The organism is Stenotrophomonas sp. SAM-B (assembly GCF_013387485.1).
Classification (GTDB): Bacteria; Pseudomonadota; Gammaproteobacteria; order Xanthomonadales; family Xanthomonadaceae; genus Stenotrophomonas; species Stenotrophomonas maltophilia_AA.
Window position 1 is genome coordinate 133,028 of sequence record NZ_JABBXB010000007.1, and the last position, 14,781, is coordinate 147,808.

Genomic DNA, 14,781 nt, shown 5'->3' on the forward strand with positions numbered 1-14,781 from the left:
CTCATGGCTCCGGATTCAACCGGCGCAACGACACCCAACGCAGCAGACGCCACAGCAGGAACGCAGCCAGCAGCACCACCACCGTGGCGAATACGGCCAGCAGTGCAGGATGGTCGGCCAGGTGATACCAAAGCAGCAGCCACCAGGGTAGCGAGCCCACGTAATAGTGCTCGCCAACGAACTGACTATGGATGCCGGAGCTGCGAAGGATCGCCACGGAGCCGGCGATGGCCGCACGCTTGCCGATGTCGGTCAATGCGTCATCCAGCAGCGCGTAATCGGCCGACTGGTTGGCCGCCAGCGACACGATACTGCGCTGGGGATGGTTTGGTGACTGCATGCCGATGATCGCCGCGAAAGGAGCATCGGCAGTGACCGCGACCCGATTGATGGGCGCATCCGCACCGCGGCTGCCCTGGCGCGCCTCGGCCACGGCAGTCTGCGGCGACGGTACGCGGCCGTTGAGCAGCGTACTGCGCTGATTATCGATCAACAGCGACAGCTGGTCGCTGCCACGCAGGTTCTCAGGCAACGTCCCCAGCACCAGCAGGTCCGCATCCAGCGTCACAGCCTGCTTCCAGTCATCGCTCACACGCAGCGCGTAAGCCGGATATCCGCTTTGCACGCCAAGGCCGCCGACCGCATTGAGCAGCATCCCGACCTGAGCGGCGTTGGCCTGCGGCGGCACCAGCACCACGGTCTCGGAGAGATCGGCCATGCGCGTGAAAGGAAAGCCGCTCAGTGCAAATGCCGACAGGTCCGGAAGCCCGATGTAGTGGTGGAAGCCGGAGAAATCGATGGTCGAATCTTCTTCGATCGCCGCCTGCAGGTTGGGGGGCAACGTGGTCTGGCAATGATCGCGCTGCGCACTGCCCATGACACTGGCAAAATTGAAATCGAAGCGTAGTTGGTTGCGGTTGCCGATCTTCAGCGCCGGAATCAACAGACTGCCGTCGCCGCTACCCGCATCGCTGCCCATGACAGGCAGACGGATCTCTTCCAGCCCCTGTTTCCCGGTGCGCTTGATCAACGGAAAACTGGAGATGAACTGGTCGTTGATGCTGACCCCGAGCCGCGACTCATCACTATTGAAAGGCGGGGTATAGCGATACCGCAGGTTCAGCGGAATGCCCTGGTTGCGCCAGATGAACAGATCCGGCGGCAGGTTGAGGTTGAGCGTGATCGGCTGTGGGGACACCCCTTGCACCCGCAGCTGCTGCGGGTAGTCGAGCAGGTCGGCGAAGCGTACGGCGCGGTCCGTGCGCATCCAGTTGGGCGCATCGTACGGTTTGCGCGGCGCCAGCGCCTTGACCTCGTCGACCTTGACCACGTTGCCACGGAACAGTGCATTGCCTGCGGCCATCGCGGCCACGGCGGTCTGCAGGTCCGCATCATTGCGACCCAGCACCAGCAACAGCTTGCGTTCCGGATCCGAAGGGAGCGAGACCAGCTCGATCACCGGCCCCTGCACGGGTGCATGCCCGGCGATGACGGAGGGGAACTTGCCATTGACCGCAAACACCACGGCGTGGCCTTTCTCCGGCAGTTGGTCGAACGACACGGGGAATCGCGCCTGTCGCCACCACCCTGCCATGCTGCCGAAGTAGGACGCCATCACGGCTGCGGCGCGTTGCTGCTGCAGCGACGGCGCACCGGCAAACAGCACGGGCAGCTCCAGCCGCGCGCTGTCGCGCGGGTCGAAGAACGGCAGCGGGAAGTTGGCCAGGTCATCCTGCATTGCCAGCGGCTGGCCGCCCAGGCGCACCACGCTGCTGCTGGCCACGTTCACCCAGAGTGAGCTGTGGGTCGGCTCTTCGCAGATGTCGGTGTAATGACCGACAAACTCCAGGCGCAGTTGATTGAAATCGCCGATCAACCGAGCGTCCAGTGCCACCTTTGCCTGTACTGGCTTGCCCAGTTGGCTGTCGCTGATCGGTACAACATCCATCAATGCATCGTTGAGGAATACGCGCAGATGCGACAGGGTCGGCAACAGCGCGGGCGAGGGAGTGAAACTCAGATCCAGTTCCGCATCACGGGCCAACCGATCCCGGCGAACCTGGAACTCGTACGTCGCCGCATTACGGACGCCGGACAGCATGACATCCTGTCGTCGGCCGAGGTCTGCGAAACTGCTCGCACGCTGCCACGGCCACGCCTGACCTCGCCAGCTCTGCGCCTGCGCCGCCACCGTTGACGTTGGGGACGCAGGGACCGACGCAACAGCGACCGGCGTTGAAACCGCGGCCGGGGCGGAGGTGGACGGATCAGCCGCAGGGGCGGGACGCGCGGATGCGGGGGCAACCGGTGCGCTGCTGCCGTTGGCAATCGGCAATGCCAGCAATGGCAGCAGCAGCCAGCGCAGGGAGGTAGGCAAGCTCATGGACGGGGCCCTGTGTGGACGGCTGGGTCAGCCGATGGAGAAGGAAGTGGACGTTGCGGTGCGAAGCTGGCCAGCCACTGCAGAGCGTGACGTGTCCAGTGCACGGGGCGCTGAGCATCAAAGGGCGCGAATTCACCCATACGGCGATAGCCTCGCCAGCCGAGCGAGAGAACGCTCCACAAGCTGCGCGGCAGGCTCATCGCTTCATAGCCGGCGTGCCAGTCCAGCCAGGCATCGGCACGGGCGAAGGTGCATTGGGCGAACTGCACCCGCTGCTGCTCGGTATCGAAGCGCAACAGGATGCCCAAGCGCTGACCGACGTTGCGCTGGACGATGCCCGGGAACGCGAACTCCCGTCGGCCACGACCCAGCAACAGGGTGACTTCACTGCCATCGGCGAGGCCCACCGGCGCGGAAAGCTCGATACCAACACCGTCGTTGGAATAGTCGCGCAGCACCCCCGTGCAACGGCGGCCACCTGGGAGCTGCAACGCCGCGGGCAGATCGGTGGTGACCCGATGCGTCTTGCGTACCTGCTGCACCTCGGCCGCCACTGCGAGCGCGCCGCCGATGATCAGGAGGTTGTAGAGCACCCAGAGTGAGCTGACCACCACCGTACCGCGCTCATCCACCGGCCCATGCAGGAATCGCCATACCGCGAAGCAAAGGCCGGCCACGTTCAGCAGAGCCAGCACCAGATAGGGACGCGCGACCCGCCAATCGAAGGTGTCCTGGGCCTGCATGCCGCCCTTGTCAGTGACGTTGAATTTGCCACGGCGGGGACTGAACAGCGCAACCGTGGTGGGCCGTGCGATGTACCACGCCAGGACCGTTTCATACACCTCGCCCCAGAACGGCCGACGGTACTTGCCTTGAATACGCGAGTTGGTAAGGCTGGCATGCGCCATGTGTGGCAACACAAACAGCATGATCGCCAACGCGGGCGCATAGATGATGTAGACATGCATCAGCAGGAACGCCAGCGGGGCGGTCAGGAACACCAGGCGTGGGATGCCGGCCATGAAATGCAGCATCGCATTGGCGTAGCAGAAGCGCTGGAACAGTGACAGCCCTTTGCCGAGCAGGGGATTGTCAATGCGGAAAATCTGCACCATGCCGCGGGCCCAGCGGATGCGCTGGTTGACGTGCGCACCCAGGCTGTCGGTCGCCAGCCCGGCCGCCTGTGGGATGCGCAGATAGGCCGAATTCCACCCATTGCGGTGAAGACGCAATGCGGTATGTGCGTCCTCGGTGACGGTTTCTGTGGCAAAGCCACCAATGGCATCGATGGCCTCTCGACGCAGAACCGCGCACGAGCCGCAGAAGAACGCGGCATTCCACAGATCATTGCCATCCTGGACCAGGCCGTAGAAAAGCTCGCCTTCGTTTGGATCGCGACGGAATACCCGCAGGTTGCGCTCGAAGGGATCCGGCGAGAAGAAGTGGTGCGGCGTCTGCACCAGCGCCAAGCGCGGGTCGCGGCGGAACCAGCCAGTGGTGATCTGCAGGAACGAACGCACTGGCAGGTGGTCGCTGTCGAAAATCGCCACCAGCTCGCCATCTATCTGGGTCAGGGCATGATTGAGGTTGCCGGCCTTGGCATGCTCGTTGGTGCTGCGGGCAATGTAATTGACGCCGACGCGCTCGGCGAAGGCGCGAAATTCGGCGCGCCTGCCGTCGTCCAACACATGGATGCGCAGCTTGTCCGCGGGCCAGTCCAGGCCCATGGCGGCGTAAACGGTATGTCGCACCAGGGCGAGATCTTCGTTGTAGGTCGGGATCAGCACATCAACCGTCGGCCATTGCGACGTGTCGGCCGGCAGGGGCGCCGGCTTGCGGTTCAACGGCCAGGCCACCTGCACGTAGCCCAGCATCAGCACCAGCCAGGAATAGGTTTCAGCAGCCAGAAGGATGACGCCGCAGATGAGATCGAAGGTGCTGTTCCAGTTCAGCGTCGCTGTGTAGCGCCACCACAGGTAACGACACGACACGGTGATCGACAGCACGACCAGGATCAGGGTGGCATACCGCCCCGGCATGCGCCGCACCAGCAGGGCGATACCCCACAGCAGCAGCACGAACACGAACTGCGCCATGTAATTGAACGGTTGGGTGATGCACAACACGGCGAGGACGGCGGCAAGGCCGCCGATCAACAGCGTGATGATCCGGCGTGCACGCGGCGAAAGGCGGTTGAGCCGCGCCCAGAGCCACTGCCAGGGAGCGCTGTTCCACAGACTGGGGGGCGCGTCCTGCATGGTCCGCAGGTAACGCAGGCGGCCACGCCCGGCGACACCACGCAGGCGCGCAAGACGCTTGCGCTGCGCCAAGCGCAATCGTGTGCGCCGCGGTGACATCTTTGGCGTGATTCGTACCAGCGCGATCCAAACCGCCTGGATCAGCAGACGCAATGGATCGCCGGCACGCCAGTAGCGCTTCTCGCGCAGCTGCGGAAAGCCACGTTTGACCAGCGCCGCCTGTTGTTGCCAGGCGGGGCCCTCAAGGCGCAGGAACAGCCAGCTCACCTGCTGCAGCAACCACAGCCACCACAATGTCGGACGACTGGCGCTGACGTTGCGGCGCAGGTGCGCGTAGGACAGGTAGTGCAGATTCATCCGCGCGCCTCATCCGGGTCCAGGTTGGCACGGGTCAGGCACCAGACCGCCAGGCTGTCCAGGTCCGCAGCGGCAAGCGAGGCCGGTGCATGCCGACGGATCGGCAGCTTGCTGGCCAACGCCTCCGGCGCACTCCCATCCTCATGCACAGGTTGCGGCACCAAGCGCGCGTCGAACTGGTGCAGCCACAGCTGCATCAGGTCGCGCTGCAGCTGCCTGCCAGGATCGTAGCGATTGACCAGCAGCCAGTCCTGCGCACGCTCACGCAGCTCGGGACGCTGCAGCAGCGCATGGCTTCCACTGTCTACGTTGACCACCTGCAGCCCCATATCGCAACGTGCGTGGCGGAGGACCGAGGCCGCGTGGGCGGGCAGATGTGACGGCAGGTCGAACAGCACCCAATCCACGTCGGCGGACAATGCCTCAATGCGTTGGCTCCACAGCTCGGGACGTGCAGCCAGCTGTTGTTCGACCGACGAGATGCCGACGAGGTCCAGGCGTCCATAGGGCACCACTGTCAAGCCATCTTCCACGGCGAACGCGGCATCGCGCCAATCGCTACCCTCCACCTGAGCACGTGCCCAGCCGGTCGGCTCGATGAACGGCAGGTTGAAATGCAGGCCAAGCAGATTGTCCGGACTCATGTCGACCAGCAGTACGCGCTGCTGCAGCGCGTGCAGCGCGTCGGCCAGGCCGGCCAACAGCGTGCTGACGCCCGTACCACCGCGCAGCCCATACATGGCCAGCACGGTACTCACCGGCGCACCGGATCGAGGTCGATGGTCGGCATGCCGGCCAGCTCACGCAGCAGCGGCCAGCGGGATAGCGCCTGCATGCGCTCCTGCTGCGCGGAAAAATCCACGTACGGCAGTTCTGGCATCTGCAGACTGCGCCGCAGGTAGGCGATATCGTCGTCCTGCACCGAACGCGGTGTCAGTACAGGCTCGGGATGGCTGGGCATCAGCGTGCGTCCTCCGGATACGGCATCCAGCTTTGGTTGCCCTGCAGCTGCAGGTACGGTTTGCCGTCGTAGTCGAGCACCTTGGCACCCTCGTTCTCCGACACCATGGGCGTCACCGGCAGGCGTTGCAGCAGTGCGCTCCAATCGCGATCCTGGGCGGGCACCTGTGCATTGAGCGCGTACACCCTCGAAACCAGTTCGGACAGCGCGAGATAGCTGCTGGGCTCGGTGACATGACGGGGACCGCCCCCCGCTGGCGCACCCATCCCCACCAGCTTGACCCCGACAGGCACATGGGTGATGGAGGGACTGGGAATCTCACGCATTCCGGGGATCTGCATGCGATCTCCGTGCAATGCAGCGCCATGCTCCGGAACCACCACGATCATTGCGCGGCGCCCGCTCTTTTCCACAGCATCGACGAAGCTCGCCATGTCGCCGAGCACCATGTTCGCGCGGGCCTTGTAGTCGGCCGCCGCTGCACGTCCATCAGCACCCACGATGCGATTGCCGTCATGCAGGGAAATGGTGTTGTAGAACAGGGCGACCTGCGCAGCAGGTTCGGCCTGCCGGCGCTTCAACCAGCTCATCAGGACGTCACCATCCCGGTGCAGAGGCGTGTTGTCGAATGCGACCAGGGCGCGCGGCAATGCACTGGTATCCATCGGCTTGGCCTGTAGTCCGCCGTAGCTGGACAGCTCACCGATGAAATCATCGAAATGGCCGTCGTGGTTCATGGCCAGCTCGTTCTGGAAGCCCAGCCGCTGCAGATTGGAGAACAATTGGCATTCAGCCGGCACGGGATCAAACAGACGCGTGTGCGAGGTCTGTCCGCAGCTCGCGCGCAGCAGACGGATCGCCGCGGGGCCGCTATAGGCCGTTGCAGAATTGAACGAATCGAACACAACGTCCATGTGGTCCAACAGGTCGTTCTGGCGCATCCCGACCTCGTCCAGGTCGCTCCAGGCCAGAGAGCACACGTTGAGGATGATCACATCGAAGGGCGCACCCGCCGAGGGGCCCGGGAAGCTGGTTTTGAGTGTGTCCTGCTGCTGGTAGAAATTGGCCAGGTAGGCATTGAGACTATCGGTATTGGCCGGGCCGCGCGGAGCCGTGGAACGGCCAGGCGTCGGGTCGGCGGAGGCCACGTCAGTTCGATCTCCCCATTGCAGCCCTGCCGGGAGCGGCAATGCGATGAGTGCCAGACCCAGCATGCCGATCACACTCAGCGTGGTCATCCGCAGCCAGGGCTTGAGCAGCAGGTAAGCAACGACCAGCAGCGTCAATGCCCCCACCATGGGCCAGTTGACGAAACGGGACATCAACTCAAGCCAATACGAGGCCGAGAAATCCAACACGCCCGGCTGCGCCAACAGGCGCTGGAACGGCGGCCACCACGTGTCCTGATAGTAGAGCGCGACGCCGATCGGCAAGGCCAGAACGCTGCGCGCGATACGCGCCCAGCGCCACCGCAGAGGCACCAGCAGCGCGACCAGGAACAGCAGATTGGGCAGCACCTTGAGATTCAGTGCCCCCATCCAGGCCAGGACGACTTTGGACAGGAAATACAGGTTCCAACCGCGCAGGTCCGCCCAGGCATACGGTGCTGCCGGCACCACGCGGGTCAACGTGCACCTCCCACATCACGCGTAGCCGTACGTCTGCGTACGCCCACTGCTTTGAGGTATCGAGGCGGCAGAGCATCACGAATGCAGGCACTGACCCAGCGATACAGAGTGCCCAGCAGAGCGCCCAACGGAATCATCACCAGCGCGCACACCATGATCAGGCCGAACACCTGTTGGTAGTTCATGTGGGATCCCCCAGGCGGGTCGCGCGTGGGCGAAGTGGCCCGGAAACATCCGCCGCCGGCTCGGCTTCAGTCGCCTCCAACGCATCGTCCATGTGTGTGTCCAGAACGGTATCCGGCTCCAGCTCGGTGGCATTCATTGCGGCGACGTCGTACTCGGCAAGGCGTTGATACCCATCGAACATTTCCTGCCACGGCAGGCGGAAAAGGTTGCCCAGAGCGCGTTCGATACCATCGCTGCGGCACGCGAACAGGAACAGACGTATCTGCCCGCGGTACACGCAGGCCAGGTCGCCACGGCGACGGATCGTACACTGCCGCAACGCCTGCTCCGGGCGCAGCCCGGCGACGGGCTGCAAGACCAGCAGGGCGCTTTCGACACGCTGATCCTCAGCCGCCAGGAGTGCACCAACAATCTGCCGGAACTGCATCGCCGGGACGATCCCGCCAACGTCGGGCGGACGGTGCGCGCGGATGAGGCGTGCAGGATCGTCCGGCAACGCCCCTTGCCAGCGGTGCCCCTGCAGCGTATCCAGCAAGGACAGGAAACGGGGCAGACGGGTGCTCGGCGGTACGACCAGATTGGCGCCGCACTCGAGCAGCAGGCGTTCATCGGCATAGCGCAGACACGGGGCCATTTCGCGCACCACCAGCTTCAACGCATTGCCGCGCTCACGGCGCAGCCGATACAGGCTGCGCGCAAGATCGTCGACCTGACCGTTTTCCGAGATGCCAAACAGCACGCTGGCCGACTGCGCCTGCAGCGCAGGAACGACAAGGGTCGACCAACTGTCGTACAACCGCCACGCCGGCGACAGTGGCGGCGCCCCTTCCAGAACTGCGGTGTGTGCCAGGTACAGGAAGCGGTCACTTGCCTCTTGCGCAGGCTGCAGGAGGGACTCTTCGGCGGCAACGCAGTGCAATTGCTGATTGACGATTTCCACGCGGAACTCGCGTTGGGCGACGACACCCAGCGCATTCGCCCAATAATGCACCAGGTATTGCAGCGCACCACGATGCGGATGCAACTGGGCCACACCCGCGCAGTAACGATTCAATGGTACCAGCCGAGGCGCCAAGGTCGCCGCATCGCCATGACCAAGCAGCACTACCGTGCTACCGCGGGCCAATGCCCATTGCTTGAGCCGCTGACACCACAGCGCCAGTTGCGGATCGCTCAGTGCATCCAGCAGGACCGCTGGCAACTGCACCAGGCAGAGGCTCGGGTGTCGGCCCGCCGCCCGCGACAACTCTGTCTGCAGGTTCGCGAACGCCGATTGAAGATGGGTCTGCGGCACCTGGTAAAGCTGGATGCGTGACGGCCCCTCACTGGCCTCAAGGCGATCGAGCATCGGCTGGGGCGAACGCCCCATTCCAACCACCACGGCTCGGTCGACTGTTCCCGAAGCACCCAGCATGCCGGCACCGACCACGTCTGCGTGCTCCAGTACCGAGCATGCCAGCCAGTAAACACCCCCCTGCCGAAGACGGGTGAACTCAGGCTGCAACTGCGTGATCGCAAGCGAGATCGACTGCAAATCGGTTCCTTGTTTCCCCGCCGGCCAGCGCCGGATGACGCCATTGCTGGCCCCGCCCCCCAGAAAGGAAGGCCCCTTGGCCGCATTTTACACGACGCGCGTCACACTTATGAGGTAAATGCCCGCCGTACGTCAATGATGACCGGATCGAGATCAAGACCCGATCAAGATCCCTCGGCCGGCAGCTCGAACACCTGGCGCAGGTAAGCCAGATAACCCGGATCGTCGCACATGCTCTTGCCCGGCGAATCGCTCAGTTTGGCGACCGGCTGGCCGTTGCAGCGGACCATCTTGATGACGATGTTGAGCGGGGTCGGCCCCAGGTCGTTGGTCAGGTGCGTGCCCACCCCGAACGCCACCTGGCAACGGCCGCGGAAGTAGTCGAACAGCTGCATCACTTTTTCGATGTTCAAGCCATCGCTGAAGACCAGCACCTTGCTGCGCGGATCCACGCGGCGGCTGTGGAAATGCGCCAGCATGCGGTCGCCCCAGATGAAGGGGTCGCCGGAGTCGTGGCGGACACCGTCGAACAACTTGCAGAAATACATGTCGAAATCGCGCAGGAAGGCCTCCAGTCCGACCACGTCGGACAGCGCGATGCCCAGGTCGCCCCGGTACTCGCGCGCCCACGATTCCAGCGCAGCGACCTGCGAATCGCGCAGCCGCGGGCCCAGCGCCTGGAACGCCTGAAGATACTCGTGGGCCATGGTGCCGTGCGGCGTCATGCCGTACAGCCGGGCGAAATGCACGTTGCTGGTGCCCACGAACTGGTCACCGAGCGCATCGCGCAGCATCGGCAGCATGCGCCCGTGCCACTCGCGCGAGTAACGACGGCGGCTGCCGTAGTCGGCGATCCGGCACAGCTCGAAACCAGGGGTATCGCGCAGCAGCGCGGTCTTGGCCTGCAGGCGGCGCTCGCCTTCGCTGAAATCGGCGTCGGTGGTGTTGCGGAACCAGACCTCGTTGATGATCGCCAGCAGCGGGACTTCGAACAGGATGGTGTGCAGCCACGGGCCGGTGATGTCCAGCTCGATCTCACCGGGGACGGTGGTGGACGGGCGCAGCGCGATGTATTTGCGGTCCAGGTGGAACAGGCCGAGGAAATCGGCGAAGTCCGGTTTGACGAAGCGCAGGCCGCGCACGTAGTCCAGCTCTTCGGCGCTGAAGCGCAGGCTGCACAGGTGGTCGATCTCGGCGTTGATCTGGTCGATGAACTGCGCCAGGTCGATGCCCGGGGTCCGGCACTTGAACCGGTACTGCACCTGCGCGCCGGGGTACTGATGCAGCACCGCCTGCATCATGGTGAATTTGTACAGGTCGGTGTCGAGCAGGGACTGGATGATCATACGGACGATTATGCGCCTGCCACTGTCTACGACCAACGGCCGGTGCCCTCAGCGCGGACTGCGTTCACGGCCCGTCTCGCCCGGGTGTCGGCGCAAGAGCACGGACATCTACCGGCGGCGCAGCAGGCGTGGCACCTGCACCAGGGCATGCGCCCAGATCGCGCCCCACACCGCGCAGCGCACCGGCCAGGGACGCTGCGGCGCCTCGAACCGGCGGAAGTACCGCCACAGGCCGCGGTGCTTGTGCCACTCCACGAAGAACGGCCGCGAGCGGCTGGAGACACCACGCACATGGGTGACCTGCAGGTCGTTGGCGATGGCGATCACCGCCCCGGCCTCGCGCGCGCGACGGCACAGGTCCAGGTCCTCGGCGTGCAGGCGATAGCCGGCGTCCCATCCCCCGATCCGGTCGAACAGCGCGCGCGGCATCAGCAGCAATGCGCCGGACAGGGCCGGTACGGTCTGCAGCGGCTGGCTGCGGTCGACCGGGATGGCGAGTTTCCCGCCCTGCCCGGGGTTGCGCAGCATCGCGGCGAAATCCGGATCGCGACGGCGCACCGCATCGTCCGGGCGACCGTCTTCGTCGACCTGCTCGACACCGAGGACGCAGTCACCCAGCGGCAGCGCGCGTTCGCGCAGCACGGCCAGGGTCTCGCGGCCGACCATCAGGTCCGGATTGATGAAGGCCAGCCACGGCGCCTGGCTGTCGGCCACGCCCTGGTTGTTGGCCGCGGCGAAGCCGGGGTTGTCCGGGTTGGCAATGAAGCGCACCCGCGCATCCGCGCTGGCATGCCGCTGCACGATTTCCAGGGTGCCGTCGGTGGAGTCGTTGTCGACCACGCGGATCTCCGCGATGTCGCGCGCCTCGCGCAGGCGCAGCAGGCAGGCGTCCAACGTGCTGGCGCTCTGGTAACTGACGATGATGGCGGCGATGGCAGGGCTCAAACAGGCGACTCCGGGACGGCAATGACGGGCGGCGCGAACAGATCGCCCTGCGCCTTGGGCATTATCGCCTGCCGGTGATGCTGCTGCAGGTCGTGGCGCGCCTGCTGCAGTGGATCGGCCATCAGAAAGCCGGCCAGCCGCGGCGGCCAGGCCGGCCAGCGCGTTGCCAGCGCCTCCGTGTCGCCCTCGCTGGTCACGCCTTCGGCGACCCGGGCGACGAACGCGGTCTCGCACAGTGCATTCCGCCAGCCGAGCCCGGCCATGCGCAGGCTGAGGTCGATCAGGGCGGCATTCCACGAGGCGTAGCTGTGCATGTCCAGGCCGCCTGCCTTGCGCCGCGCATTGCCGCGCAACAGCACCGCGTGGGTCACTGCGGACGGCAGCTCGGGATGCAGCGGCGGCATCGCCGCACAGGCCTGCGCCAGCGGGGCCAGATCCAGGTCGTCCGGAAGAGGGTTGATCTCGCCCAGCCGCGGCCAGGCCGCCGTCTCACCGGCGTTGCACCACGGCGTGGCGGAGCCGATCGAGGGATCGCGGGCCAGGCAGGCCTGCAGCTGCTGCAGCCATCCCGGTGCCGGGATCGCATCCGGGGCGAGCACCACGACATCGGCGCCGGTGCACGCGGCCAGCATCTCATCCAGGTGGGCCACTTCACCGATGGCGCGGGCGCGGCGGGTGTACTCGGCCTGCAGCGGCGTCTGTGCGAGCCAGTGTTCGATCACCGCCTGCGCGCGTGGCCCGGCCTGGCCATCGTCGGCGAGCCAGATCGCGGTCGCGGGCGCAGTGCCGGCATCGAGCGCGGCCAGGCAGCGGTCCAGTGCGGCATCGTCGACCCCGATCGGCAGCAGGATGACCGTACTCATGCCGACCTCCGCGTGCTGCCGTCTTCGCCGTGTCGCTGTGTCATCGCAGCCTCCCTTGGGCGCGGCCAGCGTAACAAGATCGGCCCCCGCGGTGACAGCGGGGGCCGGGCGACGCTCAGCGCTTGGCCTTGGGCTCGGGGAACGGCTCCATCGCGCGGAAGCGGCTGCTGTATTCGTCGGTCAGGTTCCGCGACTCCTGCGCGTTGCGCACGATGGTCGGGGTCAGCAGCACGATCACCTCGGAGCGCTCGGACTTCTTCGTCTTGCTGCCAAACAGGGCGCCGATGACCGGGATCCTGCTCAGGCCCGGGACACCCCTGGCGCCGTCGTCGTCGGAGTTGGTGATCAGGCCGGCCAGCATGATGGTGTCGCCGCTCTGCACCGCGGCCTCCGTGGAGATCTTGCGGGTATTGATCGGCGGATTGCAGGTGGTGCGGGTCGGGTCGCACCCGGCCGGGATCGCGCCGGCCGAACTGACCTCCTGCACGATGTCCAGGAACACCACGCCATCGCGGGTGATGCGCGGTCGCACCTTGAGGATCACGCCGGTATCCAGGTACTGGACCTGGCTGTAGGTGTTGTCGCCGCCCACGCCGGTATTGACCGACACCGAGTTGATCGGGATCTGCGTGCCCACGTTGAGGGTGGCTTCGGCGTTGTTGCGCACGAACAGCGACGGGGTCTGCAGCAGGCGCAGGTTGCTGACCTTGTCCAGTGCGCTGACCACGGCGGCCGCGTTCTTGCCGAGGAAGGTCCAGCCCACGCCGTCGTTGCCGACGGTGCCGGAGATGCTGCCCCAGATCGAGCGACCCAGCGCGCTCGGCAGGTCGATGCCGCTCTCGGTCTTGCCGGTGGCGACGGCCTGCTCGAAGAACCAGTTCACGCCATAGCTCAGGTCGCCGGTCAGCGCGACTTCGGCCACCTGCGCTTCGATGTGGACCTGCATCGGCATCACGTCGAGCTTTTCGATGACCTCGCGGATCGAGCGCCAGGCCTGCGGGGTGGAGCGCACCAGCAAGGTGTTGGTTTCCTCCACCGCGGAAACACCGACGGTATCGCCCTGCACTTCCAGGCTGAAGCTGGCGTTGCCGGACTGGCGCTGCGGCAGGCTCATCGTGCCTTCGCCCAGTCCGCCGCGGCTGCTGCCGTTGCTGCTGCCGGTGTTGGAAAAGTTGCTGTTGCTGTTGCCATCGCGGCTGCCGATATCCATCGGCGACGCGCCCGGCGCCAGCGAACTGCTGCCGCGGCCGCTACGGCCGTTCTCGTTGGCGAACGCCTCGGCCAGGCGCTCGGCCAGGTCCTTGGCCTTGACGTAGCGCAGCTCGTAGGAGAACAGCCGCGCATTGCCGCCGGCGGTATCGATGCGGTCCAGCCACTGCTGGATCTGGTCGAGGTAACGCGCCTGCGGGGTGATCACCAGCACGGCGTTGGCGTTCTCCAGCGGCAGGAAACGGAACATGCCAGCGCTTGGGGTCTTGCTCTCCTCGCCGAACACCTTTTCCAGATCGGCGGCGACCTGCTCGGCCTTGCCCGACTGGATCGGGAACACGCCCACGGACATGCCCGAAAGCCAATCCACGTCGAAGATCTCCACCGTGCGCAGGTAGTTTTCCAGCTCGCTGCGGGTGCCGCCCAGGGTGATCACGTTGCGGCCGTTGTCGACGTTGACGATCGCGTTGGGGCGCGCGTACGGCTCCAGCACTTTCTTCATCTCGGTGGCGGAGATGTACTGCAGCGGCACCACGCGCACTTCGAAGCCACGCGCATTGGCCGGCGGGGCGGTGCTCGGCGAGACCGTCCCGGCCAGCGCCTGGTCGGCGGCCACGATGTTGTAGCGGCCCGCGCTGTAGACCATGCGCGCGTTGTTCCAGCCCAGCACCATTTCCAGCAGGTTCAACGCCTGTGCGGAGGACACCGGCTTGGGCGTGGCGAGCGTCACGGTGCCCTGCACGCCCGGCGCGATCACGTAGTTCTGGCCGAGGAAGTCGCCGAGGATCGCCTTGACCACCGCATGCACCGATTCGCCTTCGAAGTTGAACGTGGCGTTGCCGGTGGAGGCATTGCCCAGCGAGGGTTGCGGTGCGGCCGCGGCGCTGCGGTTGATCATGGTGCCTGTGCCGCGGCGGATCACCGCCTGCGGGGCGCCATGGTTGCCCAGCGGTTCGGCCTCGATGCCCGCGCGGGAGCCGTCGCCGGCAACCACCTGGTGACTGTCGAGCACCGCATCGCGGCGTACCTCCGGCGCGGGCACGGTGGTGCAGCCCACCAACAGGGCGACGAGGAAAGACACGGGGAAAAGGCGCAGGGTCATGCTGTCACT

11 protein-coding genes are annotated in these 14,781 nt (G+C 65.7%); all 11 read right to left on the bottom strand.

Features of this window, described 5'->3' with window-relative positions:
• Position 1: 1 nt before the first annotated feature.
• The 11 genes from bcsB to gspD all read right to left on the bottom strand — a co-directional run bounded on the left by bcsB (position 2) and on the right by gspD (position 14,772).
• A complete protein-coding gene (gene bcsB / locus HH110_RS15105; protein ID WP_176990424.1) occupies positions 2 to 2,383 on the bottom strand; it encodes a cellulose biosynthesis cyclic di-GMP-binding regulatory protein BcsB in 2,382 nt (793 codons plus the stop codon).
• Positions 2,380 to 4,998, bottom strand: coding sequence for a UDP-forming cellulose synthase catalytic subunit (gene bcsA / locus HH110_RS15110; RefSeq protein ID WP_176990425.1), 2,619 nt, complete (start codon positions 4,996 to 4,998; stop codon positions 2,380 to 2,382). Before bcsA ends, bcsB begins: the two co-directional genes overlap by 4 nt.
• Entirely contained in the window at positions 4,995 to 5,756 is a 762-nt protein-coding gene (bcsQ, locus tag HH110_RS15115; protein WP_206677556.1) for a cellulose biosynthesis protein BcsQ, read from the bottom strand. The genes bcsA and bcsQ overlap by 4 nt, the downstream gene beginning before the upstream one ends.
• Positions 5,753 to 5,959, bottom strand: coding sequence for a cellulose biosynthesis protein BcsR (gene bcsR / locus HH110_RS15120; protein WP_176990426.1), 207 nt, complete (start codon positions 5,957 to 5,959; stop codon positions 5,753 to 5,755). Before bcsR ends, bcsQ begins: the two co-directional genes overlap by 4 nt.
• Positions 5,959 to 7,578 (bottom strand): cellulose biosynthesis protein BcsG, encoded by a 1,620-nt coding sequence (gene bcsG, locus HH110_RS15125; RefSeq protein ID WP_176990456.1) that lies wholly within the window; start codon positions 7,576 to 7,578, stop codon positions 5,959 to 5,961. The genes bcsR and bcsG overlap by 1 nt, the downstream gene beginning before the upstream one ends.
• 5 nt (positions 7,579 to 7,583) lie before the next feature.
• On the bottom strand, positions 7,584 to 7,772 hold the full coding sequence (gene bcsF / locus HH110_RS15130) for a cellulose biosynthesis protein BcsF (RefSeq protein ID WP_176990427.1): 189 nt from the start codon (positions 7,770 to 7,772) through the stop codon (positions 7,584 to 7,586).
• A complete protein-coding gene (gene bcsE, locus HH110_RS15135) occupies positions 7,769 to 9,307 on the bottom strand; it encodes a cellulose biosynthesis protein BcsE (RefSeq protein ID WP_176990428.1) in 1,539 nt (512 codons plus the stop codon). Before bcsE ends, bcsF begins: the two co-directional genes overlap by 4 nt.
• Before the next feature lie 164 nt (positions 9,308 to 9,471).
• The gene (gene pncB / locus HH110_RS15140; protein WP_176990429.1) at positions 9,472 to 10,653 is read right to left on the bottom strand and encodes a nicotinate phosphoribosyltransferase; all 1,182 of its coding nucleotides are present in this window, start codon (positions 10,651 to 10,653) and stop codon (positions 9,472 to 9,474) included.
• Between the two features lie 108 nt (positions 10,654 to 10,761).
• Positions 10,762 to 11,598: a glycosyltransferase family 2 protein gene (locus tag HH110_RS15145; protein ID WP_176990430.1), complete on the bottom strand. Its 837-nt coding sequence runs from the start codon at positions 11,596 to 11,598 to the stop codon at positions 10,762 to 10,764.
• Entirely contained in the window at positions 11,595 to 12,461 is an 867-nt protein-coding gene (locus HH110_RS15150) for a glycosyltransferase family 2 protein (RefSeq protein WP_176990431.1), read from the bottom strand. The genes HH110_RS15145 and HH110_RS15150 overlap by 4 nt, the downstream gene beginning before the upstream one ends.
• A gap of 115 nt (positions 12,462 to 12,576) precedes the next feature.
• Positions 12,577 to 14,772 carry a type II secretion system secretin GspD gene (gene gspD, locus HH110_RS15155; RefSeq protein ID WP_176990432.1) on the bottom strand — a complete coding sequence of 732 codons (2,196 nt, stop codon included), beginning with the start codon at positions 14,770 to 14,772 and terminating at the stop codon, positions 12,577 to 12,579.
• Between the last annotated feature and the right edge of the window lie 9 nt (positions 14,773 to 14,781).